This window comes from Actinoplanes sp. NPDC023936, assembly GCF_040639325.1.
GTDB lineage: Bacteria > Actinomycetota > Actinomycetes > Mycobacteriales > Micromonosporaceae > Actinoplanes.
In genome coordinates this window covers 57,351-80,411 of record NZ_JBEZZR010000035.1, presented here as the reverse complement: position 1 = coordinate 80,411, position 23,061 = coordinate 57,351, and the positions used below count along the sequence as shown (strand labels likewise).

Here is a 23,061-nt window from a genome sequence, read left to right as displayed (position 1 = left end):
CGAATCTCCGGTTGACATCGGCGGTGATGATGATCGGGTGAAGTGGCGGCGGGACCTCCCCCGCGAGGAGCAGATCGTCCGGGCGCTGATGAAGCCACCGGAACCCGTTCACCTGCGCGGCGCCCGGCGCTGGCGGGACGCGATGGACCACTGGCAGGACTGGCTGCGGGAGTCCGCGACGGGCGTGGAGCTGTACACCCGGGCGACCGCCGAGGACGAGTATCGGTATCTGCTCGGCGATGACGCGTACCGGAGGCAATTGATTCAGATTCTGGCCCGCGTGGCGCCACGCGATTGCGCGGCGGCACGGTTCGGCTGCACCCGGCGCATGGACCGGGCATGCCGGGGGCCGGAGATCTGCTCGCAGGACCGGCCGGCCGGCGCCGATGGCACGCCGGACGGTCGGGTGCGCCGGGAGGGGCCGCTGCCCGGCGCCTGCGACACGTTCTACCGCGAGACGTACGCCGGCGAGCGCGTCCGGGTCGAGTTCAGCGCCGGCGACCGGCATCGCGCGGTGACCTGGACCGACGACCAGGTGCGGGTGCGGCTCTGGATCGACGGCGTCCGGGTCGGCGAGCGGATCCGCCTCGGCGAGTGGGGGCGATGGCTCGACGACCGGTTCTACGTGATCGAGGTCGACGGGCCGGACGACCACCCGGAGCAGGACTACGGCTTCGGCGGCAGCGTGATCAACTCGGTGCTGATCCACGACGCGGACCGATCCTCGGACCGGGTGCTGGAGCCGGGACCCGGCGAGCGGTGGACCACGCCCTGGGTCGTCCGCGCGGGCGACGAGCTGCTGATCTTCCCCGACCGGCAGGCCGCCGAGGCCGGCGCGTCCCCGGATCGGACGCTGCCGGCCATCGGCGACGACTAGAGAATCTCCACGTACCCGTCCCGGCCGTGCACGCGGATCCGCTGACCGTCGGTGATCAGCCCTGTCGCGTTCTGCACCCCGACGACGGCCGGCAGACCGTACTCCCGGGCGACCACCGCGCCGTGGGTCATCAGGCCGCCCACCTCGGTCACCAGACCGCTGATCGTGACGAACGCGGGGGTCCAGCTCGGATCGGTGTACGGGGTGACCAGGATGTCCCCGGGCTCCAGGTCGGCCTCGGCCATGTCGAACACGACGCGGGCCCGGCCCTCGACCGTTCCGCTGGAGACGGCCAGCCCGGCCAGCGCCCCGGCCGGCAGGTCGTCCCGCTGATAGGTGGCGGTCACGGCCTCGCCCTCGGACGTGAGCACCCGCGGCGCGGTCAGCGCCCGGTACGACGCGAACGCCTCCCTGCGCTCGGCCAGCAGCCGCGCGTCGGCCCGCTGCTCGCGCACCACACCGGCCAGCTCCGGCAGGGTGAGGAAGTAGATGTCCTCGGGGTCCGCGAGCACCCCGGCGTCCACCAGGCGCCGGGCCTCCGCGAGCAGGGCCTGCTTGTGGACGAGGTACCGGCTGACCATGTTGTACTTCGGGTACTCGCGGTAGCCGATGAACGTCCGCAGCTGGTCGATCATCCGTTTCGTCTCGGCCGCCTTCTCCTCACCGCCGGGCAGTTCCCGCAGCCGGGCGAGCAGGTCCTCCGCCTTCCGGTACGCCCGCCGCCGTCCCTGTTCGAAGCGGCGCTCGCGGGCGCCGGGCTCGGCGTTCCGGACGTTGCTGAGGATCATCGGCACGATCGTGAGCGGGTGCTCGCTCCACCGGGTCCGGGTGATGTCGATCTCGCCGACGCAGCGCATCCCGTACTCGTCGAGGTACCGCTCGATGGCGTCGCGCGCCTCGCGCCCGCCGGTCACCTCCGGCAGCCGGTCCAGGAAACCGTCGTCGGCGGCGGCCTCCAGCAAGGACACCACTTCCGGGTACGGGCGGATCACATCCGCGACGTCGAGCAGCGCCAGCCCCATCTCCGAGGTGACGTTGTTCGGCGCGGAGAGGCTGAGCGTGTCCGCCGGGTTCACCTCGCCCAGCCAGTCCCGCAGCTTCTCATTGAGCCACCAGGTGGCCTCCATGCCCGCCATGATCGCCGGCATGCCGCGCGGGTCGAACAGGATCTTCCGCATCCCGTGGATGTCCGCGGTGACGAAGTCCAGCAACTCCGGGCCGGTCTTCCCGCGGATCTCCCGCTTCAGCACGGCGAGGGACGCCCGGCGCTGCGCGATCAGCTCGGCGACGATGCCGGGGTCGGTGGAGATCGGTTCCGGCTGCTCGGGGGGGCGGGGCCGGCTCCGTACCCTGATCGGGGGGTGTGGCAGTACCCTGATCGGGGGGTGTGGGCAGGAAGTTCTTGCGGTCCAGGACGGCGCGCAGCGCGTCGCCGATCAGCGGGTCCGAGCGGCCCAGCATCTCGGCCAGGGCCGGACCTGTCGCTGGGGACGCCAGCCGCGGGGTGACGTCGACGAAGAGGCGCCCGCCCGCGTCCACCATGTGAGCCGGCGAGGTCAGCTTCCACACCGACAGTCCCAGCGGTGTCATCGCCTCGGTCATCATCTGCTGGTGGCCGACCGAGACGTACACGTGGTTCTCGTCGTCGCCGACCGCCGGGATCGGGAAGAGCGTGGTGATCGGGCGGGTCTGCACGATCGCGAACCCGTCGTCGTCCAGGCACCATTCGATGTCCTGCGGGGCGCCGAAACGCTCCTCGATCCGCCGGCCCAGGGCGGCCAGGCTGACGATCTCGTCGTCGGTCAGCACCGGTAGCTCCCGGCGGTCCGGCTCGATCTGCCGGTGCTCGGTCCCGCCGGACGGCACGGCGTGGATGGCGAGGCCCTTCGCGGCGATCGTCCGGCCGATGACCGCGCCGTTCCGGACCTGGTAGACGTCCGCGTTCACCAGGCCGGAGACCAGCGCCTCGCCGAGGCCGAACCCGGCGTCGATCGAGGTGACAGTGCGGTTGCCGGTGACCGGGTCGGCGGTGAACAGGATTCCGGCCGCCCGCGGGAAGATCATCCGCTGCACGACGACGGCCATCCGCACGTCGAGGCCCGCGCCGGTGCGCAGCCGGTAGGTGACGGCCCGCTCGGTGAAGAGCGAGGCCCAGCAGCGCCGGACGGCATCGAGGACCGCCGCCGGGCCGACGACGTTCAGGTACGTGTCGTGCTGCCCCGCGAACGAGGCCGCCGCCGAATCCTCGGCTGTCGCACTGGACCGCACCGCCCACGCGGCGTCCTCCCCCGCCCGGGTCTGCTCCCCCGCCCGGTTCTTCTCCCCCGCCGGGCTGATCCGGCCGGTTATCTCGGCTGCCAGCTCCTCCGGTATGTCGGCCGCCTCGACGGCCGCGCGCGCCTCCGCGCTGAGCGTCCGGATCGCCTCCCGGTCGTCCGGGTCGGTCTTCGCGAGCCGGCCGAGCAACTCCCGGATCGCCGGCGTCTCCGCCACGACCCGCTCGAAGGCACCGGTCGTCACACAGAACCCGGGCGGAACCCGGATGCCGTCTATCCGGGACAGCTGCCCCAGGTGCGCGGCCTTGCCACCGGCTTCGTCCCGGTCGGTCTCATCCAGATTCACGACGTGGCGGGTCAAACCGTCCACCGTCCTTTCGCTCGCAGACCGGGCGATTCTGCGCGACACCCCCGGTCTTGCGGCAAGCCCCCACCTCGGCTATAGCTTAGAAGTGGAGGGGACGGATCCGGCCTTCACCCACCAGCTGATCACCTGGTCGACGACGGGCGCCGGAGTGCGTACCCACGAGATGTGGTCGTTGCTCGCCCCTTCCGGGACCTCCTCGTGGCGGTAAAGCCAGCTCGTGACGCTCCCGGCGGTGAACATGCGGGTGGCGAACCGGTCGACCGCTGTCGGTGGGGCAAGCCGGTCGCCCTCCAGCGCGACCACCAGCGACGGCGTGCCGACGGTTCCGGCTGCCGGGAACGGGGTGCGGCCGGTGACCGCCATCCGGGCCCACTCGCGCATCAGCGTGCGCGCGCCGGGACCGCCGAACGCGGGTTCCGGCAGGTGACCGAAGAGAGCGGTGAGCGCCGGCACGATCACCGCGCCCATCAGGACCAGATGCGGGCCGCCCCACGGGTAGTCCCGGTGGTACGGCAGGCAGCCGCCGACGGTGACGACCCCGTCCGCGGGAACCCGGCTGAGCTGATGTCCCACCGCGATCTGAGCACCCAGGCTGTGCCCGAGAAGGATCACCGGACGGCCGGGCGCCCCGGCCCGCGCGGCGTCCACCGCCCGGGCCATCTCGTCGATCTCGTCGCGGTACGACCAGTCGTGGTCCCGGGACGCCCGCGGATCACCCGGTTCGAACCCGCGGCGCGGCAGCGCGGCAGCCGACCAGCCACGAGTTTCGAACTCCTCGACGAGCGGCCGGTAGTACCGCGATCCGATCCCCATGGCGGGCGAGATCAGCACGAGCGGGTGCACGATGGTCACTGCCAGATGTTGTCATGCTCCAGGTAGAAGGCCGTACGCTCCTCCTCTGTCATCTCCGCCACCCGGGTCAGGCCCTCGAAATAACCCTCCCGCGGCGCGCCCGGCGAGAAGTGCAGCAGCATCGACACCGGTGCGCCCGACCGGTTCTTGAACGCGTGGATGCCACCCGGCGGGACGTGCACGTAGTCGCCGGGCTCGGCCTCGATCCACCGGTTGCCGTCGTAGATGTTCATGACGCCGGACAGGATGTAGAACGACTCGGACAGCGTGTGGTGGAAATGCGGCTCGGGGCCGGTCACGCCGGGCCCGCACTCCCAGCGGTAGAGGCCGAACAGCCCCCCGGTCGACTCCCCGGTGGAGAGGTAGTGGACGCGGGTGCCGTTCGGGTAGACGAGCTCGGGCGCGGCGTCGGCGGGACGGTGAGTCGCGGAGACCTCACCCGTGGCGCCGTGGTAGAGCGGCGGCGGATACGTCATGCGTCCGATTATGGCCTTCGCACGCCGCCGCGACCGCCCCGGCGATCGCCGCGCCCGCAGCGCCTCGGCAGCGCGTGCCTTGAATGCGGGCACGACGTGTGATCATCGCGTAATCGGTGACCGGTACCGGGCGGGTTCCTCCCTGCGGGGGAACCGGGTCGCCGAAGTGTGCCAAGCCCGGGACAAGTTGTCGCGCACTACTAGGCCTGGGACTAGGTTAGGCAGGCATGACGAAGTTGGTCCTTGTGGGCCCGGCGGAGATCCGCACCTGGCTGCGGGTGTCCCGGCAGCGCGCTTATCAGCTGATCAGCCGGGAGGATTTCCCGGAGCCCTACCAGGTGCTGCAGATGGGCAAGGTGTGGGACATCGCCGATGTGGAGCGGTGGATCCGGACGCATCGGCCCTGGCTCGAACGACCCGACCGGCCGAACCGCCTCGGCGCGAGACCGGGCGCGTCCGGCGTGCCGGGTTCACCGGCACCGTCACCGGCAGCGGCAGCGGCAGCGGCAGCGAGGAGACCGGGGAGGCCGGGGAGGCCGGGGCCCGCCGACGGCGCCGCGCGGAAAGGCCGGGGGCGGCAGGGTCAAGCCCCGTGACGGGGATGTCCGACTGCGCCACGCCCCTCCGAGCGTGTGGATTTCGGGTGCGCTCCGTGCCCGAAATCAACACACCCACCCCGACCCGCACGAGCGTGTCGACTTCGGGCGCGCTCCGTGCCCGAAATCAACACACCCACCCCGACCCGCACGAGCGTGTCGACTTCGGGTCCGCTCCGCACCCCAAATCCACACACCCACCCCGACCCGCACGAGCATGTCGACTTCGGGTCCGCTCCGTGCCCGAAATCAACACGCGCGCCTCGGCTCGCCCGGGCCGCAGTACACAGGGGCGCGCGTCAGAGGGTGGCCACGAAGCGCTCCAAGCGGCTCAAGCCCTCGGCCAGGTCCGGCATGGAGGCGGTGTAGGCCAGCCGCACGTGGGTCTCCGCACTGTGCGTGCCGAAGTCCCGGCCCGGGGTCAGCGCCACGTGTGCCTCCTGCAGCGCCCGCTCGCAGAACTCCCACGAGCCCAGGCCGGTGCCGCTCACGTCGATGTAGCAGTAGAACGCGCCGTCCGGCGGGACCGGCACCGGCAGGCCGATCCGGGCCAGGCCGTCGAGGACCAGGGCACGGCGGGCCACGAACTCGAGGCGGCGGTCCTCGCAGACCTGGCGGGCCTCCGGGGTGAAGCAGGCCAGCGCCGCCTCCTGGGCGGGGGCGGACGCGCAGATGTAGTAGTTCTGGGCCAGCCGCTCGACGGCCGGGATCAGGGCGTCGGGGAGCACGCACCAGCCGAGCCGCCAGCCGGTCAGGCCGAAGTACTTCGAGAAGCTGCCGATCACGATGGCGTCCGGGTCGGAGCTCAGGGCGGTCGGCGCCGGGTTCAGGGCGAGGTTCAGGTAGATCTCGTCGATGATCCGCCAGGCGCCGTGGGAGCGGGCCAGGTCGCAGACGGCGGCGAGTTCGGCGGGTGGGATCGAGGTGCCGGTCGGGTTGGACGGGGTGGCGATCATCACCCCGGCGGTTTTCGGGGACCAGTGTGCCCGTACCGAAGGAAGGTCCAATTGGAAGCGGGTGTCCGCGGTGGTGGGGACCAGACGGACCCGGCCGCCGAAACTCTCGATGATCTGCCGGTTACAGGGGTATGAAGGATCGCCGATGATCACCTCGTCGCCCGGATCGACGAGCGCCGCCGCGGTGAGCACCAGCGCGGCGGACGCCCCGGCGGTCACCACGACCCGGGCCGGGTCCACCTCGACGCCGTGTTCGTCGCGGTAGAAGCCACTGATCGCCTGGCGCAGAGCGGGCAGGCCGAGCGCCGCCGTGTACGGCATCGGGCGCCCGTCCATCGCCGCACGCATCGCCTCGCGCACCACCGGCGGGGCGCCGAAGTCCGGTTCGCCGATGTTGAGCCGGATGACGTGGCGGCCGTCGGTCTCTAACATGGCGGCGTGCTTGGCGACTTCCATCGCGTAAAAGGGTGCGACGGCCTGAGCGCGATGGGAAATCTTCACTGCCATACCTTAGATAACGGTTCTTGACCGGTCGTGGAATCATGCGTGCTCGATATCCGAGCACGGGGTTGGAGACAGCGGGTTGGGTACGTCAGCGAAACGCCGCGCGCCACTGTGGACGCGGCTCTGTGCCATCTTTGGTTGCTCGCTGATGGTGATCAGCGGCGGCACCCTGGTCGCCGGTCAGAGTCTGATCTCGAAGTACACCGGTGACATCACCAACGACGCGCTGCTCGACACCGGCGCCGCGCAGGCCGGGAAGAAGGACATCAAGGGCCCGCTGACCATCCTGCTCGTCGGCATCGACCCGCGGAAGGCGACCACGCCGCCGCTCTCCGACTCGATCCTGATCGCGCACATCCCGAAGGACATGAGCACGGCCTACCTGTTCTCGATCCCCCGCGACCTCTACGTGGAGATCGCCGCTGACGAGAAGGCGGGCCTCCGCACGCACCAGGCGAAGATCAACTCCGCGATGGCGAACGGCAGCCAGGTCGACGGCAAGATCGACGTGATCAACGGCTTCAAGGTGCTGTCGAAGACGATCACGAAGTTCACCGGGATCAAGGAGTTCGACGCGGCCGCGATCATCAACTTCGGCGGCTTCAAGGAGATCGTCGAGGCGCTCGGCGGCGTCTCCATGGTGATCGACATGGACGTGAAGTCGGAGCACCTCACGCCCGACGGCAAGCAGCGGCCGCGTTTGCGCAGCTGCCCGGTCACCAGCGACTGCTCACACCCGTACACCGGGCCGCAGGCCTACTACAAGAAGAGCACCAAGCCGGTACGGCTGGAGCCCTGGCAGGCGCTGGACTACGTGCGGCAGCGCTACGGGTTCAAGGGCGGTCCGCCGATGACCGACTACGACCGGCAGCGCCACCAGCAGCAGTTCATCAAGGCCATGGCGAAAGAGGCGATGAGCAAGGACGTCATCACCGACGTCGGCAAGATGGGCAAGATCCTGGACGCGGCCGGCGAGTCGCTGACGTTCGCCGGTGGCGGCAACAGCCCGATCGAATGGGCGGTGGCGCTCAAGGGCGTCAACGTCGACGACATGGTCACGATCAAGCTGCCCGGTGGCGGCAAGTACGCGCCGGGCACCGACGATTACCTGGGCGAGGAGTTCACCCAGCCTGAACTGGCACAGGAGTTCTTCGACGCGGTCAAGGCCGACACCGTGGCGCAGTTCCTGCTCGACCACCCCACGCTGGTGAACAAGGACAGCTGATCGCGGTGCCCGGCGCTTCCGCTGTCGTCGGGCACCCGTGACAGCGGCGTCACGGCGGGGGCATTTCGGACAGGCGGCGCAGTAGGCGGCGATGTGCGATGCGCTCGGCCAGGGAGATGGCGGACACCACGACGATGGCGGCGATCCACGCGAACAGGGTGAAACGCCACCAGAAGGCGTGCTCGTCGTTCCACGAGTGCTCCTCCCAGTCGAGCAGGTAGAGCGGCGTCCACCCGAAGAACACCACCAGCATGCTGATCATCCAGAGCGCTCGAACCGGAAAGCTCTCCAGCACCCGCGACTCCGGGGAGCTGAGCTCCGGCGAATCGACCGCATCGATGCCGTAGTCACCGTCACTGTCCACAGTCATCACTCTCCGCGAACCAGCTAACCAGACATCCGCAACCTGGTGGCACCCGAATCCTTCAGCACACGGATACCCGGCCGATAGGTCGTGTCCCCGGACCACGTGATGAAAGGCGGTCCTGCTGATGGCTGCAACAGGAGCGGATGTCCTCGAAGTTCACCACCACGACGACAGCGTCAGTCGTTACCAGGAGGTCGAGTACTGTGCGTGGCAGGGCGGTGTGACGGTGTACCGCGGCGGCACCGAGATCGCCCGGCATGACGACGTGCTCGGCACGCAGGCCGTCAAGCTCGCCGAGAGACTGCCCTGACTGGCGTCAGCCGATCGGTGTGAAGCCGAGCGAATGCCCTGACCAGCGTCAGCCGGTCGGGGTGAATCGGAGGCGCAGGGACGACGGCGCCCTGGTGAACAGGCCCCGGGACACCGGCGGCTCGACCAGTTCGATGTCGTCCATCGCGTCCAGCAGCGCGTTGGCGGCGACCTCCACCTCCGTCCTGGCGAGGGTCGCGCCGACGCAGAAGTGCCGGCCGAGGGCAAAGCCGGCGTGGTTCGCCGCCGCCGTGTACGCCTTGGCGAAGTCCAGGTCGTCGCGGGTGATGTCGAAGCGATCCGGATCGGTGAAGCGCCGCGGGTCGCGGTTCGCGGCGGCGATCAGGCACACCACCGTGGCGCCCGCGGGCACGGTTCCGCCGGACAACTCGACGTCCTCGGACGGCTGCCGCATGATCATTTGGACCGGCGGGGAGTGCCGGAGTGTCTCGGCGAGCGCGTTCGGGATCAGGGACCGGTCCGCCCGTACCCTCGCGATCTGGTCTTGATTCTGGACCAGGTTCAGGAACATGTTCGCCAGGGCTTTGTCCGTCGTCTCGCCGCCCGCGACGAGCAGCAGGCTGACGAAGGCCTTGATCTCCAGCTCGGTCATCTGCTCCCCGTCGATCCGCGCGGTGCACAGCAGCGACAGCAGGTCGTCGCGCGGATCGGCACGGCGGGCGGCGATCCGCGGCAGCAGGTAGTCCTGGAGCTCATCCTTGGTGCGCAGGCCCCGCTCGGCCACCGCCGGGTCCTGGGTGAGGTTCGCCAGGAACGCCATGATCGAGGTGTACCAGCGGTGGAACAGCAGGTGGTCGGAGGTGGGCAGGCCGAGCATGTCCACGATCACGTTGATCGGGTACCGGATGGTGAACGCGTCGACCAGATCCACCTCGCCCGCGTGCCGGAACCCGTCGATCAACGCGCTGCTGTTGCGGCGCATCACCGGCACGAACGTCGCGGTCAGCTCACTGCCCCGGAACGCGGGCGTGACCAGGCGGCGGTGGATGGAGTGCTCCCGGCCGTCCATCTGCAGAATAGTGCGCCCGTGCACCGGTTCGAGCTGCCAGCCGTAGTTGTCGGTGCTGAAGACCGGGTCCTTGAAGGCGCGTTCGACGTCGGCGTAACGGCTGATCACGTACGCGTTCATGCCCTCGTGGAACGCGAGCGGTGCGGTTTCCCGCAGCGCCTCCCACACCGGGATCGGGTCGGCCAGGCACTCCGGGGACAGGATGTCGGTTACGGATTCCGCATTCACAAAATCCCACGGTACGTGGGTGAATGCGCACCGGTCCACAGTAGAGGCGGATGGATTGGGTCGCGGTGCGGGCCGCTGTCGGGTATTCATGGTGATCACCGTGTCGCTCGTCCGATGTGCGGCATTCAACCCACGGGGGACTCCATGTTCCAATTCACCGGCTTTTCCAGGGTCGGCGGCTTCTCGATGGCCGGCGTTTCCAAGGTTGGCGGCTTCGCCAAGGTTGGCGGCTTCGCCAAGGTCGCTGGTGGTATCGCCACCGTGACCGCGGCCGGGCTGGTGTTCACCGCGCTGCCGGCTTTCTCGGCGCCGGCAGGCGCTTCCGCCTCCGTGGCCGCGCCCGGCAGCGTCCGCTTCGACGCCGCCGCCGGTGAGGTCAACAATCTGCTCATCACCGGAGATGGGCAGGCAGTGACGTTCGACGACGACGTCACGATCACCGCAGGAGCGGGCTGCGCGTCGGTCGCCGGCGACCCCACGCAGGTGACCTGTGATCTCGGAGCCCCGGCAGTCGCGCTCGGCCTGGTCGTCAACGTCCGCGACGGCGCGGACACCGTCATCAACGACACCGCCATCGGGCTGCTCGCCTCCGGCGGGCTGGGCGACGACACGCTGATCGGCTCGGACGTCGCGGCGGACCAGCTGCGCGGCGAGGCCGGCGCCGACAGCGTGCAGGGCCGAGGCGGTGACAACACGGTCAGCGGCGGTCCGGGCGCCGACCAGGTGTCCGGCGGGCCGGGCAAGGACCTGCTCGACGGCGCGGGCGGCAACGACGTGCTCTACGGCGAGGACGGCGACGACCTGCTGCTGGCCGGGGACGGCGACGACGAGCTGATCGGCGGGCTCGGCGCTGACCTGCACGACGGTGGCGCGGGCCGGGACGGTGCCTTCTACACCGAGCGCTCCAGCGGCATCGTCGCGGATCTCGACAACGCCCGCGGCGACGACGGCGAACCCGGCGAGGGCGACTCGCTGCTGCGCATCGAGAACATCGCCGCGACCACCGCGGACGACGTGCTGATCGGTAACGGCGGGGACAACGCGCTGTACGGCAGCAGCGGCCAGGACACCATCTCCGGCCGGGGCGGCGACGATTACCTGGAGGGCGGGGTGAGCGAGTTCGACGGGCCGGACGCGCTGGACGGCGGCGCCAACCGTACCGACGCCGGGGACACCTGCCGGCTGAGCCTGGGCGGCGGGACCACGGTCAACTGCGAGAGCTTCTGACGGTTCGCCGGATTCGTGGTGGTGCCGGGAGGTCCTCTGGGGACCTGCCGGCACCAGGGCGCTGACCGGGTCAGCGCAGGCCATTGGCGTACGGCGGCTCGGGAACCCGCTCATCCGTACCTCAGATGCAGCGTCATCCCCTGCTCGGCGTGCGGCAGGTTGTGGCAGTGGTTGGCCCACATCCCGGGGTTGTCCGCCCGGAACGCCACCTCCCAGACCTGGCCCGGCAGCACGTCGAACGAATCCAGCCACAGCGGACTGCCCCGAGCCTCCTGCCCGTCCCGGCGCAGCACCCGCACGTGGTGACCATGCAGATGCCACGGATGCACCACCAGTGACCGGTTCACGATCGTCAGCTTCACGATCTCTCCGTACCGCACCGACTGATCCGCGATGCCGGGACCGGCCGCCCCGTTGACCGTGTGCGCGTACCGCGGCAGGAGCCCGTGCAGATCCAGCCCTCGGTCGAGCACCAGCGTGAATTCTCGGTCGAACCGTGCCCAGGGTGCCGGCCCGAGCGTCCCGTAGCTCAACGGATCGAGCACCGGCCATCCACCGGTCTCCGCCGTGACAGGTCCGGTGGACCATACGATCCGCCCATCGACGAACAGCCCCACCGCCGCGCCGGAGGCGGTGAACGTCAGGTCATATCGGCCACCTGCCGGAATCAGCACCGCCGTCTCCGCCACCGAGGGCGGCCCGCGCAGGTCCGTCCCGTCGATCGCGGCGACCTGGAACGCGGTGCCCGCCAGCGCGAACCGGTGGGTCACGCTGTCCGTGTTGATCAGCCGCAGCCGCACCGGCCTCCGCTCCGTGCCGACGGGTTGCACGACCGGCTCCGGCAGGAGCCGGCCGTTGAGGGTGTGCACTGGCACGACAACGTCGACGCCGGGCACCGGGCGTGCCGGCGCGACCACGAGGGTCCCGTAGAGTCCCATCCGCACGCCGACATCCGAGACCGCATGCGTGTGATACCAGTACGTCCCCGTCTGGTCGGCGCGGAACCGATAGACAAACCTCGCGCCGGGCAGCACCACGTCCTGGGTGACCCCGGGTACACCGTCCTGGCTGTTCGGCACGTCGTAGCCGTGCCAGTGCAGCGTCACCCCACGGGCGATGTCCCGGTTGTGCAGAGTCACCTCGATCACGTCACCGACGGTCGCGGTCAGCGCCGGGCCCGGCACCTGCCCGTTGAACGCCCAGGCCTCCACGTCGCGGCCCTCGGTCTTCACCACAGCCGTCCCGGCCGTCAGCGTGAAACGCCGGGTCGGGTCGCCTGCGGTGGGCGCCGCGAGATCTGAGTGGTCATGTACGGGTACGGAGGCGTCCGCGTCGACCATGAGCCCGAAGCCGGCCGTCACCGCCGCAAGGGTCACCACACCGGCCGCCCGTGATATCGCCGGGGCCGGCCGCGCACCGGTCAACCGCCACGTGACAAGCGTCGCCGCTGCCACTCCGGCCACCGCGAGCAGCACGACGCCCGCCGACAGCGGGTATCCGTGCAGCACGGTGACGAGCAGGGCACTGCTCTGCGCGTACCCGGCGAAGAGAAGCGCGAGTGTCGCCCGGCGGATGTCGCCGGGCGGCCTCACCAGCCGCGGCATCACGACCACGACGGACGCGAGCGCCAGCGGGGCCGCGAGCATGACCTTCTCGGCGGCGAACCACCACCCGGCCCCGGCCAGCGCGATCGTGGTCGCCGCCCGCGCCAGGGTGGCAGCCAGCGCAGCCGTCGCCGCACCCAGTGCGGTTCGGCGGTGGCCGCCAGCCGCCGCGGCACCGGCGCCGAGCCAGCCGGCGGACGCGATCACGGCGATGACCAGGTCGAGGGCGAGCAGCGTGCCGACGGTCATGCGCTGGTACCAGCCATGCTCGGTTGCGCGGCCGGCTTCAAGGCCTCGCGGAGGACACCGGCGACGACATGCACGGCGATGATGCCGTTGACCGCGTGCAGTCCGCCGATGGTGAGGCCGAGCGGCGTGCTGGCGCCGGACGGGCCGGTGAAAGCGCTCGCCAGCGTCGCCAGCAACACCTGAAGCAGAACCAGCCCGAACGGCAGCAAAGTAAGGGCGATGACCCGGCCGGGCGCTCGGGCCAATGCCGCGAACAGGGTGGTGACCAGGCACAATGCGGGCATCACCGCCATGCCGGTGATGCTGTGCAGGCGGTAGGAGCCGTCCTCGGCGGGTTGGGTGAACGCGCCGACGGCGGCGAACACGAATTGCAGCGCGAACGCCGCGAGGAGCGCGCCACTGGCGATCACGAAAGCTCTGCGCACGACGGTTCCTCCCGGTCGGCATCGTGGGCATGGGTCAGGGCAGGCGCGGGGTCGAGCGCCTGGGCGACATGCTCGGTCGCGGTGATGGCGCCATAAGCGACGAGCCGGACGAGGTCGGCGTCGGACCGATGAGTCAACCGCCAGAGACCGATGTCTCCGGCGGTGATCGCTTCGGGGGCGAACGCGGCCAGCAGTGCGATGCGGGCGCCGACCCGCTCCTTGGCCGGCAGGTCCCGGACCAGGTCGCCGGCCCAGGCGACGGGGTCGGCGGGATGACCACCGTCCTCCCAGCGAACGGTCGCCGTGACGGTGTGCCGGGCCAGGTCGCCCAGCAGGTCACCACCGCGTGCCGTGGCATCGCGCAGCGCGACCCAGGCCGCTCCGACCGGGTCGTTTCCTGCCCACGCCGGGGGCGGCCCATTCGCAACGTCCAGCAGTGGCAGGCTACGACCCGCCACGATCGAGGTGCGGAGGCTGCGGGCGAGGAGGCGGCCGCCGGCGGCCCGGGCGGTGGACGAGCGTTGCAGGCCGCCGGGTAGCAGGTCCGGTGCGAGGAGCGCCGAGACGACCCGATTGATGAAGTGGAAGGCGAGCAGGGTGCCGGTCAGCTGAGGGTTATATCGGCTGGTCCATCCGGTCGCGCGGGGGTGGCGGCTGGCTCGGGCCCACCCTGCCAGCTCGGCCTGGGCGGGTTGCGGTGGGGAGCCGCCGCGAGCGATGGTCTCGGCGAGGTCGTGCTCGCCGAGCCCGTGCAGGAGAGTCACGTGGGCGTCGGCGCAGAACCGGCAGTCGTTGGCACGCGACACCGCAGCCGCGACGACCTCCCGGTCAACCCGGCTCGCGCCATCACCTGCCCGGTGAGGTGTCGCACGACTGTCGCTGGACGGGCCGTCGCTGGACCGGCCGTCGCTGGACCGGCCGTCGCGGTTCGCCAGCAGGGATTCGCGCATCAGCGCCCACGTGGCGGCCATGACGTCCGGCGCGACCGACAGCGCGTGAAACGTCGGTGCCGGACCGGGGAAGTCGTCGCGCATCTGCTGATAGACCTGTGCGGCGCGGCCGGTCGCTGCCCTGGCCGGCGGCGGTGCGAAGAAGCGGTATGCCATGCCGTCGATGCTCGTCCCGGCGGGCCGGCGAAGCGTCCTGCCGCCGCAGGCACTTGACCGGATGCCGATACCGCGCCCGCAGTACTATCCACATACCGCAAGCGTGGGATGCCCACCGGTCGATGTGCGTCCTACAGTTCGCTCATGCGCTCGGACCTGCCCTACGCCCTCGGCGGCGTCACACTCGGCGCCCTCCTGCTCGGCAACGCGGCTCTGTCACCGGACGCCGCGGCGCTCAGCTTGATCGATGTTGCCCTGGTCCTGGCGATGGCGGCCGCGTTCGCCATGTGCCGTCGCTTCCCGCTTCTGACCCTGTGCGTGGTCGCCGTCGCGATGCTGGCCTTACATGTCCGGGTGCACGCCGGGGTGACCGCGGCGTTCCCGGTTCTCGCGGCTGTCTATCTGGCGGCGTGGCGCGGTCACCGGCTCGCGGCGGGCATCACCAGCGTGCTCTTCCTCGCCGGTTTCCTGGCCCGTGACATCGCGACCGCACCCGCCGGCCGGCCCGCTCAACTCCTTGTCGAGCGCACCACCCTGTTGCTGGGCTGGTTCGTCGCGGCCAACGTCGCGGGCCTGGTCGCACGGCAGCATCGCGCTTATCTGGAGCAGGCTGAGCAACGCGCCCTCGAGGCGGAGCGCACCCGCGAGCAGGTGGCGCTGCGGCGCGCCGGCGAGGAGCGGCTGCGCATCGCCCGTGACCTGCACGACTCGCTGACTCACAACATCTCGGTGATCAAGGTGCAGGCGGGCATCGCCGTGCACCTGGGCCGTAAGAACGGCGACGAGCCATCTCCGGCGCTGCTGGCGATCCAGGAGGCCAGTGGTGCGGCGATGCGCGAGCTCCGCGCCACCCTCGCCGTCCTGCGTTCTCCCGGTGACGCCGACCGTGTCGGTCTGGCCCGGGTCGACGAGCTGGCCGAGCGCACCCGGGCGGCCGGCGTTCCCGTGGAGATCACCTTCTCCGGCCCGCCGATGCAGCTGCCGGTCGAGGTCGACCAGGCCAGCTACCGGATCGTTCAGGAGGCGCTGACCAATGTCACCCGGCACGCTGCCGGTCCCGCCAACGCCAGGGTCCACGTCGGCTACTCCCCCACCGAGCTCACCGTGGCGGTCACCGACGATGGTCAGCCTGCCGCGAACCCGGCGGTGACACCGGGGATCGGTCTGCACGGCATGCGGGAACGGGTCACCGGGCTGGGCGGCACCCTGCACGCCGCGCATGACGAGGACGGAGGATTCACCGTCCGAGCCGCGTTTCCGTTGAGGGATCCCGCGTGATCCGGGTGCTTCTCGCCGATGACCAGGCGCTCATGCGAGCCGGATTCCGGGCGCTGCTCGACGCCGAGGACGGCTTGGAGGTGGTCGGTGAGGTCGGCGACGGCGCTGCTGCCGTCGACATGGCCGGGAAGCTGCAGCCCGACGTCGTCCTGATGGATGTGCAGATGCCCGGCATGGACGGGATCGAAGCCACGCGCCGGATCAGCGCCGATCCCGACTTGACCGGCGTCCGCGTGCTGATCCTGACGAACTACGAGCTGAGCGAGTACGTGTTCGCCTCCCTCCGCGCCGGTGCCAGCGGTTTCCTGCTCAAGGACGCCGACCCAGCCACCCTGCTCCGAGCCATCACCACAGTGGCCCGCGGCGAGGCGCTGCTCGCCCCCACGGTGACCCGCACCCTGATCAGCGAGTTCGTGTCCAGCCGGCCGCCGGGAGACCCGGCGGCCGGCCGTGCCGTCCTGACGGCCCGCGAGCAGGAGATCGTCGAACTCGTCGGGCGGGGCCTGACCAACGACGAGATCGCCGACCAGATGGTGATCAGTCCGCTCACCGCCAAGACCCATGTCAACCGGGCGATGATCAAGCTGCACTGTCACGACCGGGCACAACTGGTCGTCTGGGCCTACGAATCCGGCCTCATCGCGCCTCGTCGCCGCAGCGCGGAGAGGGGTTGACCGATGAGGAGTTGGTGCATCGGCCGCCCACCGTTGACCGGGCGTTGGCACGCCGGACGGCCTTGTCGGCAAGCCTCCATGATCATGTCTACGGAACAACCATTGCCGGAGTGGGCGGACCCCGCCGTCTCCGTCGACCGGCTCGACGCGCAGGGTGTGTCCCGGCGCGGCCTGCTGCGTAACGCCGGCCTGTTCGGAGCGGGCTTCGCGACCGCCGGCGTGCTCGCCTCTCCCGCCGCAGCCTCTGCTGCCGCCACCGCGTCACGCCCGTCCCACGGGGACGACGATCCCGAATTCGTGTACCTGGCGGGTGACCACCACGTGCACACCGTCTACAGCCACGACGCGAAATACACGTTCAGCCAGCAGGCCATGCGTGCAGCCCAGTTCGGTCTGGACTGGATGGTGCTCACCGAGCACAGCAACATCGGTCACGCCAACGCCGGCGGTGCCCTCGCCGAACACGCCGAGGTGGTCACGGCCCGCGCCGAGAACCCGCGGATGCTGCTGTTCCAAGGCCTCGAGTGGTACATCCCGGCCGCTGAGCACGCCACCGTCTTCACCGCGCCCGGCCCCAACGAAGCGGAGATTCTGCGACAGTTCGAGCTGGCGTACGACGGAAAGCTCCTCAACCGCACCACCGACACCCCGCAGAACCAGGCTCTCGCCGTCGAGGCGCTGACGTGGCTGGCCGCGCGCAAGCGGGCCGGCGACGTGCCCGACGCGCTGGTGTTCGCCAACCACCCGTCCCGGCTCGGCATCGACTCCCCCGCTGAGATGCGCGGATGGCGTGATGCCGCACCCGGCATCATGATCGGTATGGAGGGTGCTCCGGGTGCCCAGGGTGCGGCGCTGCCCGGCTGGCGCGGCGCGAACAGCATCCGCGGCGAGTACGAGAACAAGCCGTCCGCCCAGTCCTGGCCCGGTTATCCCGCCGAGTCGTATGTGACCTATGGCGGTTTCGACTGGATGGCCGCGACCGTCGGCGGCATGTGGGACGCGCTGCTCGCCGAGGGCAAGCTCTTCTCGATCACATCAAATTCGGACAGCCACCGTACGGTGTACGACACCTGGCGCAACGGTGACTGGGCGCCCGGCAAGAACTTCGACAACACCGGCAAGCTGCCCGACCCGGTGCAGACGAGCACGCCCCAGCCTGGCAGCGACTTCTGGCCCGGCCAGTTCAGCCGCACCCACGTCGGCGTCACCCGGTACGGCTACCGTGAGGTGATGGCGGGCCTCCGGGCGGGCCGCGTGTGGGTGGACCATGGTCAGTTGATCGACGCGATCGACGTGCGCCTGGTCGCCGGCGGTTCCGGGCGCGGCGCGACCCTCGGTGGACGGCTGCGCGCCCGCAAGGGTCAGAAGCTGACCCTGCTGGTCACGGTCACCACCGCGTCGCGGCCTAACTATCACGGCGTGCTGCCCGCCCTGGCCCACGTCGACGTGATCCGCGGCGCGGTCCGTGGCCCGGCCGCCGACCGCACATCATGGCGGGCGCCCGCGACCAAGGTCGCGCGCAGCGTTGACGTGAGTGGACGGACCGGCACGTACACGTTGCGCATCCCGATCGATCCGGTGCGTGAGCCGACGTACCTGCGCCTGCGCGGCAGCGACGGCCGCCGTAACGGGCCCGGCCTGCTCGGCGCCGCGATCGACCCGCACGGCCCGGTGGCGCACACCCCCGGCGACGGCGATCCCTGGCTCGACACCTGGTTCTACACCAACCCCATCTTCATCGACGTCTGACCACGACGCCTGAGTTCGATGCTGAATTCGACGCCTGGAGGAGCCGCCAGCACGTCGACCCGCCACGCATCCGGCTCAGCACGTCCACCCTCCACGCATCCGGCCCGGCGCGGCAGCACCCGCGCCGGGTCCGGCGCCAGCGCCGAATTCCGGATGATCGCCGGCCCCGCCGACCTCTACTGTCAACGCTCGTGCGCGCCAACGACTGAAACGACCCTGCCTGGCAAGCCGAGGCCGACGCATGGTTCACCGCTCGGCTCACCGAGTTCGGCACCCCGCCGAGCGGCCCGATCGAGCGGGTGCGCATGCGCCCCTGTCATGCACGACGCCCTGGACACGCCGGACCGGCGGCGCGAGGTGGCCCGGCTGCGCGACGCATACCTGGAACCGTGGTCCGACCTGCCGGATCCGGCGACGCTGCGCAGATCGGTCACCCTCGCCTGCCGGGTCACCCGGATGTCACGGGCGGCGGCCTGGCAGCGCGCGCTGCGTGACGCGGCCGTCCCGGTCGACGAGCAGTTCCGCACCGCGCCGGAAGCATGGCTGCACGAGCTCCCGGCCGACACCACGGTGTAGCCACCCCCATAAGTCACCAGTTGTTGACGCGTAACCAGCGGGTTACGCTTTCCCGGTGGAGCAAATGGACGAGGTGGCCGGCGCGATCGCCGACCCGGTTCGGCGACAGATCATGCTGATGCTGCGCGACGCCGCGCTCACCGCAGGCCAGATCGCCGACGGGTTCGAGATCAGCCGGCCCGCCGTCAGCCGCCACCTGCGGGTGCTGCGCGAGTCCGGCCTGGTCCAGGACACCGCAGAGGGTCGGCACCGCGTCTACACGCTCGACACCGCCCCACTCGACGAGCTGACCGCCTGGCTGGACCAGGTGCGGCGCCCGTCCGGGTGGCACCACCGCTTCGACGCCCTCGAGACCGAGGTCTACCGCACACGCCGCGAGCGGCGCCCATCCCAGGAGGAGATCGCATGAGCCCCACCCCGACCGGACGGCTGTTCGGCAACGACCTGGTGCTGACCCGCACGTTCCGCGCACCGATCGACGACGTGTGGGCGAGCCTCACCGAGCCGGATCGGACGGCCCGCTGGTTCGGCCCGTGGCAGGGTGACGCGGCGCCGGGTCGCCCGATCAAGGTTCAGATGACGCAGGAGGAGGGCCAGCCATGGATGGACATGACGATCGACGCTTGCGAGCCGCCGCGCCGGCTGACGCTGTCCGCGGTGGACGACTACGGCGCCTGGCACCTTGATCTGACGCTGACCGAGACCGCCGGCGTGACCGAGCTGCGCTTCACCCAGCACCTGACCGGCAAGGAGAACGTCGGCGAGGTCGGCCCCGGCTGGGAGTACTACCTGGACCTGCTGGTCGCCTCCCGCGACGGCACGCCGGCGCCATCGTTCGACGACTACTACCCGGCGCTGCGGGAGCACTTCGAGTCGCAGCGCTGAGGGCTATACCGCCGACCGCTCAGGAACGACCTCACGACATCTTTCTAATGCCGGTCGGCATGCCCGCGCCGACCGGAGTTGCCGACAGGACGCGTTACCCAAGCCCATCGCCGGGTGATCGACCGGGCCCTCCGGAGCCCTGCACATTACGGCAGATCCGAGTGCCGATTCGGGCGCCACTCGGCACGTCCGCGCCCGCCGCCGCAGCCCTCGCTCGCTCGCTCGCCGAACTCAAAGTCGCAGCGGCACGCAGCGGCGTAGACCCGTCGAGATCACTCCCGCCATGCGGACGTTCGAAGGAGGTGCGGACACTCACTGAATACCGCTCCTCGACGGCAGCCAGGCGCACCGGTTCCTCGCGCCGCGAAGAGCAGCGGGCTTCACCGGCGGGCGAGGCGCCGTGCTCCGGAGGACCCGGGATCGTAGGGCAGGCCGTAGTGCGCGAAGAGCGACGGCTCGTCGGCGGCGGCGAGTTCGCCGTCCATGCCGATGCCGGGCGCGTTGCCGACCAGCTTCTTGTCGTAGCGGACGCGCACAGCCTTGGGACTGACGGTCGCCCCGGCGAGCGGCACGAAGACGAGCCGGTGCCGCCCGATCATGCCGATCTGGACCGTGGCGAACGCCGGTTCGTCGGTGACCGTGTCGACGTAGACGGCCTCCAACTCGCCGATCTTGTCGCCCTCCGGGTCGACGACGTTCTCGCCGCGCCAGTCACGCAGGTTCTCAGCTGGGAACATGCGACAGCATTGCCCGGTTCCAGCCGCCGAAAACACCGACGTGGTCCGGCGCCGCCGTCCGCTTGCGCCTCCTTCTCGGGGACGGGTCAACTGCCGCCCTCTCGACACAGCTACTTAAGTATTGACTTACTTAAGTAGTCCCTGAAATAGTGCGGAGGTGCACGCGTTCGACATCCTCGGTGATCCGGTCCGGCGCCGGATCTTGGAACTGCTGGCCGCAGGCGAGCAGTCCGCCGGCGCCATCAGTGACGTCATCAAGGCCGAGTTCGGCATCTCACCTCCTGCCGTGTCCCAGCACCTCCGGGTCCTGCGGGAGTCCGGGTTCGCCTCGGTCCGGGCGCAGGGCACTCGCCGCCTCTACGCCGTGGAGGCGGAACCGCTCCAGGAGGCGCATATCTGGCTGGAGAGATTCCGTCCGTTCTGGAATCAGCGGCTCGACGCCCTGGCCACCGAACTGGCACGGGGCCGGCGCGAACGCCACCAGCGCGCCGGGTCCGGCCCAGACCGCCCCGCCAGCGCCAGCACCAGCACCGGCACCGGCACCAGCACCAGCACCGGCAACACCGATCGTCCCCATAGTGAGGAGAACAAGTGATCGACATCGTCAACCAGATCAACGCCACTCACCGCGAGATCGGCGAACTGCCGGTGTCCAGTGGGCCAGGCCGGTCGCTGTTGCTGCGACGGGTCTACGAGGCGCCGATCGCTGACGTCTGGGACGCCTGCACCGATCCGGCGCGGCTCAGCCGCTGGCTGGGCCAAGTGGATGGCGACTTCAAGCTCGGGGGCACGTTCCAGCTCAAGGACAACGCCGGCGGGGAGATCCTGCGCTGCGAGCAGCCGCACCTGCTCAAGGTGACCTGGGTGCTCGGCGAAGGCATGGCGACCGAAGTCGAAGTACGGCTGGCGGCCGACGGCGATGAGCGCACCGCGTTCGAGTTGGAGCACTCCTCACCGGCGGAGATCGTCGACGAGTTGGTGCAGATGTACGGCCCGGGCGGCACGATCGGCATCGGCGGCGGGTGGGATCTCACCCTGCTCGGTCTCGACCTGCACCTGCGCGGCGAGCCGATCGACCCGGCTACCTGGGAGGACACCGCGGAGGCGAAGGAGTTCGCGACTCGCAGCTGCCACGCCTGGGGAGCAGCCATCCAAAAGGCCTGGGGCACCAGCGACGACGCCCTCGCGGCCGCGATCGAGTTCGGCGTCCAGCACTTCGCCCCGGCCGCCGACGAGTCCTAGCCAGACCGCCGCCGTGCCCGGGCGACGAACCGCCGCCGTGCCCGGGCGACGAACCGCTGCCCGGGCACACAGTGCGACGGCACGACCGGGCCGCGTCACGCCGGGGCCGGACACGTGCCGCTGAGCCCGGCGACGCAACGGCCGGCATCACACAGCAGGCCGCCGCACAGCGACGCAGGCCGGACCGGCACACCGGCCGGCATCACGCCGCGCGTTGGACCACCCGTCGCTGAGCCCAGCGGCGCAGGCGGGCCGGCACCGCGGCGGGCTCGGGGATCCGCAGGTCGCTCGACGTGCGGGCGGCGGCTGCCCACTCGCGGCGCAGGCTGTCGCGGGTGGCGGCGGCGAGTTGTGCGTCGTGCCAGGCGGCCTGTTCGGCGGCGACGGCCTGCCGGTACAGCCGGTGCCGGTGCGCGGCGATGGCGCGGTGCACCTGCAGTTCCTGCTCGACCGGGTGCGATCTCGGGTTCCAACCGCCGCTGACGGCTGCCTCGCCACCGACGGCCCTGCTGCCGGCAGCCCCGGCGGGCAACTCGCCGCGATCCGCGGCGGCTTGGAGCATGGTGACAGCCTCGGCAGGCAGGTCGCCGCGATCCGCGGCGGCCTGGAGCATCCGGCGCAGAGCCTGCTCGCGGTCGGCGTACTCTGCCGGGGTCTGCGGTGAACGCGGCGCCGGGAAGGCCGCGGCCTCGCGCGTGCGCTCGAGTTGTTCTTCGGCGTTCCGCCAGGCCTGCCACGCGCCCTCGGCGTGCTCCTCGGCCTGCCGCCAGATCTCCTGCCATCGCTGGGCGGCGTTGTGTGCCCGCTCGGCGGCCACCCGGACCTCCGCGGCGTAACGCACCGCCTCCAGCGCCTGCTCGCGCCGGCGGGACCGGTCCCTCCGGAGGCGGCGCAGCACACCGACCGTTTCCAGCGTGGCCAGCCGCGGGTCCCGCAGCGCTCGCGGGTTCGCCAGCAGCAGCAACGCCGGCAGAGCCAGCACCAACAGAATGATCGAGATGCCGGCGGACGCAACCGGGGCGGCATTCATGATGGGACTACCTCCTTCCGTCGATCGGCCTCAACCGTGACACAGCCACGGCACCGGACGGAAAGGATCGGACAGCGCTCTACGCCACACCGTACGCAGGAGAACCGCCGGCGGCACGCAGGGGCAGAATCCCCGCTTCGCCCTCGCGGTCCCTGGCCGGGCCGGGGGTCCCTGGCCGGGCGGGGCCGGGGCATCCGGCCGCGTCTGTCGCTCCAA

Annotated in this window: 25 protein-coding genes; 13 read left to right on the top strand and 12 right to left on the bottom strand. The window is 70.6% G+C overall.

Features of this window, described 5'->3' with window-relative positions:
* Positions 1 to 37 precede the first annotated feature (37 nt).
* Positions 38 to 877: a hypothetical protein gene (locus tag AB0F72_RS33030; protein ID WP_360439681.1), complete on the top strand. Its 840-nt coding sequence runs from the start codon at positions 38 to 40 to the stop codon at positions 875 to 877.
* Here AB0F72_RS33030 and AB0F72_RS33025 read toward each other — a convergent pair.
* From AB0F72_RS33025 to AB0F72_RS33010, 4 genes are all read right to left on the bottom strand, one after another.
* Positions 874 to 2,055, bottom strand: a complete 1,182-nt coding sequence (locus AB0F72_RS33025) for a PEP-utilizing enzyme (protein WP_360439679.1) — start codon at positions 2,053 to 2,055, stop codon at positions 874 to 876. The genes AB0F72_RS33030 and AB0F72_RS33025 overlap by 4 nt on opposite strands.
* A complete protein-coding gene (locus AB0F72_RS33020) occupies positions 1,979 to 3,499 on the bottom strand; it encodes a PEP/pyruvate-binding domain-containing protein (RefSeq protein WP_360439677.1) in 1,521 nt (506 codons plus the stop codon). The genes AB0F72_RS33025 and AB0F72_RS33020 overlap by 77 nt, the downstream gene beginning before the upstream one ends.
* Positions 3,500 to 3,592: 93 nt before the next feature.
* Positions 3,593 to 4,372 carry an alpha/beta fold hydrolase gene (locus tag AB0F72_RS33015; RefSeq protein ID WP_360439674.1) on the bottom strand — a complete coding sequence of 260 codons (780 nt, stop codon included), beginning with the start codon at positions 4,370 to 4,372 and terminating at the stop codon, positions 3,593 to 3,595.
* A complete protein-coding gene (locus AB0F72_RS33010) occupies positions 4,369 to 4,848 on the bottom strand; it encodes a cupin domain-containing protein (RefSeq protein ID WP_360439671.1) in 480 nt (159 codons plus the stop codon). Before AB0F72_RS33010 ends, AB0F72_RS33015 begins: the two co-directional genes overlap by 4 nt.
* 227 nt (positions 4,849 to 5,075) lie before the next feature.
* On the opposite strand from AB0F72_RS33010, the gene AB0F72_RS33005 reads away from it, so the two are divergent.
* Positions 5,076 to 5,444: a hypothetical protein gene (locus AB0F72_RS33005; RefSeq protein WP_360439668.1), complete on the top strand. Its 369-nt coding sequence runs from the start codon at positions 5,076 to 5,078 to the stop codon at positions 5,442 to 5,444.
* A 299-nt stretch (positions 5,445 to 5,743) separates the two neighbouring features.
* Here the strand turns inward: AB0F72_RS33005 and AB0F72_RS33000 are convergent, their stop codons facing one another.
* Positions 5,744 to 6,856 (bottom strand): aminotransferase class I/II-fold pyridoxal phosphate-dependent enzyme, encoded by a 1,113-nt coding sequence (locus AB0F72_RS33000; RefSeq protein WP_360439665.1) that lies wholly within the window; start codon positions 6,854 to 6,856, stop codon positions 5,744 to 5,746.
* Positions 6,857 to 7,052: 196 nt separating this feature from the next.
* On the opposite strand from AB0F72_RS33000, the gene AB0F72_RS32995 reads away from it, so the two are divergent.
* Complete coding sequence (locus AB0F72_RS32995) at positions 7,053 to 8,129, top strand: LCP family protein (RefSeq protein WP_360439662.1); 1,077 nt, start codon at positions 7,053 to 7,055, stop codon at positions 8,127 to 8,129.
* 49 nt (positions 8,130 to 8,178) lie between these two features.
* Here AB0F72_RS32995 and AB0F72_RS32990 read toward each other — a convergent pair whose 3' ends face one another.
* Positions 8,179 to 8,499 (bottom strand): hypothetical protein, encoded by a 321-nt coding sequence (locus AB0F72_RS32990; protein ID WP_360439659.1) that lies wholly within the window; start codon positions 8,497 to 8,499, stop codon positions 8,179 to 8,181.
* A gap of 121 nt (positions 8,500 to 8,620) precedes the next feature.
* Between AB0F72_RS32990 and AB0F72_RS32985 the strand changes: the two genes are divergently transcribed.
* The gene (locus AB0F72_RS32985) at positions 8,621 to 8,806 is read left to right on the top strand and encodes a hypothetical protein (protein WP_360439656.1); all 186 of its coding nucleotides are present in this window, start codon (positions 8,621 to 8,623) and stop codon (positions 8,804 to 8,806) included.
* Between the two features lie 48 nt (positions 8,807 to 8,854).
* On the opposite strand, the gene AB0F72_RS32980 is transcribed toward AB0F72_RS32985, so the two are convergent.
* Complete coding sequence (locus AB0F72_RS32980) at positions 8,855 to 10,063, bottom strand: cytochrome P450 (RefSeq protein WP_360439653.1); 1,209 nt, start codon at positions 10,061 to 10,063, stop codon at positions 8,855 to 8,857.
* Between the two features lie 144 nt (positions 10,064 to 10,207).
* On the opposite strand from AB0F72_RS32980, the gene AB0F72_RS32975 reads away from it, so the two are divergent.
* On the top strand, positions 10,208 to 11,290 hold the full coding sequence (locus tag AB0F72_RS32975) for a calcium-binding protein (protein ID WP_360439650.1): 1,083 nt from the start codon (positions 10,208 to 10,210) through the stop codon (positions 11,288 to 11,290).
* A gap of 110 nt (positions 11,291 to 11,400) precedes the next feature.
* Here the strand turns inward: AB0F72_RS32975 and AB0F72_RS32970 are convergent, their stop codons facing one another.
* Genes AB0F72_RS32970 through AB0F72_RS32960 form a run of 3 tightly spaced genes read right to left on the bottom strand, consistent with a single transcriptional unit; the run spans position 11,401 to position 14,674 of the window.
* Positions 11,401 to 13,143, bottom strand: a complete 1,743-nt coding sequence (locus AB0F72_RS32970) for a multicopper oxidase family protein (RefSeq protein WP_360439647.1) — start codon at positions 13,141 to 13,143, stop codon at positions 11,401 to 11,403.
* Positions 13,140 to 13,553, bottom strand: a complete 414-nt coding sequence (locus tag AB0F72_RS32965) for a DUF6220 domain-containing protein (protein WP_360439644.1) — start codon at positions 13,551 to 13,553, stop codon at positions 13,140 to 13,142. Before AB0F72_RS32965 ends, AB0F72_RS32970 begins: the two co-directional genes overlap by 4 nt.
* Positions 13,550 to 14,674: a carboxymuconolactone decarboxylase family protein gene (locus AB0F72_RS32960; protein WP_360439642.1), complete on the bottom strand. Its 1,125-nt coding sequence runs from the start codon at positions 14,672 to 14,674 to the stop codon at positions 13,550 to 13,552. The genes AB0F72_RS32965 and AB0F72_RS32960 overlap by 4 nt, the downstream gene beginning before the upstream one ends.
* Before the next feature lie 144 nt (positions 14,675 to 14,818).
* On the opposite strand from AB0F72_RS32960, the gene AB0F72_RS32955 reads away from it, so the two are divergent.
* The 6 genes from AB0F72_RS32955 to AB0F72_RS32930 all read left to right on the top strand — a co-directional run bounded on the left by AB0F72_RS32955 (position 14,819) and on the right by AB0F72_RS32930 (position 19,836).
* A complete protein-coding gene (locus AB0F72_RS32955; RefSeq protein WP_360439640.1) occupies positions 14,819 to 15,952 on the top strand; it encodes a sensor histidine kinase in 1,134 nt (377 codons plus the stop codon).
* Entirely contained in the window at positions 15,949 to 16,626 is a 678-nt protein-coding gene (locus AB0F72_RS32950) for a response regulator transcription factor (RefSeq protein WP_360439637.1), read from the top strand. The genes AB0F72_RS32955 and AB0F72_RS32950 overlap by 4 nt, the downstream gene beginning before the upstream one ends.
* An 84-nt stretch (positions 16,627 to 16,710) precedes the next feature.
* Entirely contained in the window at positions 16,711 to 18,375 is a 1,665-nt protein-coding gene (locus AB0F72_RS32945) for a PHP domain-containing protein (RefSeq protein ID WP_360439634.1), read from the top strand.
* A gap of 318 nt (positions 18,376 to 18,693) precedes the next feature.
* Positions 18,694 to 18,951 (top strand): hypothetical protein, encoded by a 258-nt coding sequence (locus AB0F72_RS32940; protein ID WP_360439632.1) that lies wholly within the window; start codon positions 18,694 to 18,696, stop codon positions 18,949 to 18,951.
* A 64-nt stretch (positions 18,952 to 19,015) separates the two neighbouring features.
* A complete protein-coding gene (locus AB0F72_RS32935) occupies positions 19,016 to 19,360 on the top strand; it encodes a metalloregulator ArsR/SmtB family transcription factor (protein ID WP_360439745.1) in 345 nt (114 codons plus the stop codon).
* Positions 19,357 to 19,836 carry an SRPBCC family protein gene (locus AB0F72_RS32930; RefSeq protein ID WP_360439629.1) on the top strand — a complete coding sequence of 160 codons (480 nt, stop codon included), beginning with the start codon at positions 19,357 to 19,359 and terminating at the stop codon, positions 19,834 to 19,836. Before AB0F72_RS32935 ends, AB0F72_RS32930 begins: the two co-directional genes overlap by 4 nt.
* Before the next feature lie 380 nt (positions 19,837 to 20,216).
* Here the strand turns inward: AB0F72_RS32930 and AB0F72_RS32925 are convergent, their stop codons facing one another.
* Positions 20,217 to 20,573: a PRC-barrel domain-containing protein gene (locus AB0F72_RS32925; RefSeq protein WP_360439626.1), complete on the bottom strand. Its 357-nt coding sequence runs from the start codon at positions 20,571 to 20,573 to the stop codon at positions 20,217 to 20,219.
* Between the two features lie 157 nt (positions 20,574 to 20,730).
* Here AB0F72_RS32925 and AB0F72_RS32920 point away from each other — a divergent pair, with 157 nt between their 5' ends.
* Entirely contained in the window at positions 20,731 to 21,168 is a 438-nt protein-coding gene (locus tag AB0F72_RS32920; protein ID WP_360439623.1) for a metalloregulator ArsR/SmtB family transcription factor, read from the top strand.
* A complete protein-coding gene (locus tag AB0F72_RS32915) occupies positions 21,165 to 21,815 on the top strand; it encodes an SRPBCC domain-containing protein (RefSeq protein WP_360439620.1) in 651 nt (216 codons plus the stop codon). Before AB0F72_RS32920 ends, AB0F72_RS32915 begins: the two co-directional genes overlap by 4 nt.
* A gap of 202 nt (positions 21,816 to 22,017) precedes the next feature.
* Here the strand turns inward: AB0F72_RS32915 and AB0F72_RS32910 are convergent, their stop codons facing one another.
* A complete protein-coding gene (locus tag AB0F72_RS32910; RefSeq protein WP_360439617.1) occupies positions 22,018 to 22,845 on the bottom strand; it encodes a hypothetical protein in 828 nt (275 codons plus the stop codon).
* Between the last annotated feature and the right edge of the window lie 216 nt (positions 22,846 to 23,061).

Excerpts from the sequence above, each read along its gene's own strand:
- AB0F72_RS33025 (WP_360439679.1), bottom strand. The coding sequence starts at position 2,055 with ATGCGGAAGATCCTGTTCGACCCGCGCGGCATGCCGGCGATCATGGCG.
- AB0F72_RS32995 (WP_360439662.1), top strand. The coding sequence starts at position 7,053 with ATGGTGATCAGCGGCGGCACCCTGGTCGCCGGTCAGAGTCTGATCTCG.
- AB0F72_RS32960 (WP_360439642.1), bottom strand. The coding sequence starts at position 14,674 with ATGGCATACCGCTTCTTCGCACCGCCGCCGGCCAGGGCAGCGACCGGC.
- AB0F72_RS32940 (WP_360439632.1), top strand. The coding sequence starts at position 18,694 with ATGCACGACGCCCTGGACACGCCGGACCGGCGGCGCGAGGTGGCCCGG.
- AB0F72_RS32910 (WP_360439617.1), bottom strand. The coding sequence starts at position 22,845 with ATGAATGCCGCCCCGGTTGCGTCCGCCGGCATCTCGATCATTCTGTTG.
- AB0F72_RS32925 (WP_360439626.1), bottom strand. The coding sequence starts at position 20,573 with ATGTTCCCAGCTGAGAACCTGCGTGACTGGCGCGGCGAGAACGTCGTC.
- AB0F72_RS33005 (WP_360439668.1), top strand. The coding sequence starts at position 5,076 with ATGACGAAGTTGGTCCTTGTGGGCCCGGCGGAGATCCGCACCTGGCTG.
- AB0F72_RS32935 (WP_360439745.1), top strand. The coding sequence starts at position 19,016 with ATGGACGAGGTGGCCGGCGCGATCGCCGACCCGGTTCGGCGACAGATC.
- AB0F72_RS32945 (WP_360439634.1), top strand. The coding sequence starts at position 16,711 with ATGTCTACGGAACAACCATTGCCGGAGTGGGCGGACCCCGCCGTCTCC.
- AB0F72_RS32985 (WP_360439656.1), top strand. The coding sequence starts at position 8,621 with ATGGCTGCAACAGGAGCGGATGTCCTCGAAGTTCACCACCACGACGAC.
- AB0F72_RS33000 (WP_360439665.1), bottom strand. The coding sequence starts at position 6,856 with ATGGAAGTCGCCAAGCACGCCGCCATGTTAGAGACCGACGGCCGCCAC.
- AB0F72_RS32970 (WP_360439647.1), bottom strand. The coding sequence starts at position 13,143 with ATGACCGTCGGCACGCTGCTCGCCCTCGACCTGGTCATCGCCGTGATC.
- AB0F72_RS32930 (WP_360439629.1), top strand. The coding sequence starts at position 19,357 with ATGAGCCCCACCCCGACCGGACGGCTGTTCGGCAACGACCTGGTGCTG.
- AB0F72_RS32975 (WP_360439650.1), top strand. The coding sequence starts at position 10,208 with ATGTTCCAATTCACCGGCTTTTCCAGGGTCGGCGGCTTCTCGATGGCC.
- AB0F72_RS33010 (WP_360439671.1), bottom strand. The coding sequence starts at position 4,848 with ATGACGTATCCGCCGCCGCTCTACCACGGCGCCACGGGTGAGGTCTCC.
- AB0F72_RS32990 (WP_360439659.1), bottom strand. The coding sequence starts at position 8,499 with ATGACTGTGGACAGTGACGGTGACTACGGCATCGATGCGGTCGATTCG.
- AB0F72_RS32955 (WP_360439640.1), top strand. The coding sequence starts at position 14,819 with ATGCGCTCGGACCTGCCCTACGCCCTCGGCGGCGTCACACTCGGCGCC.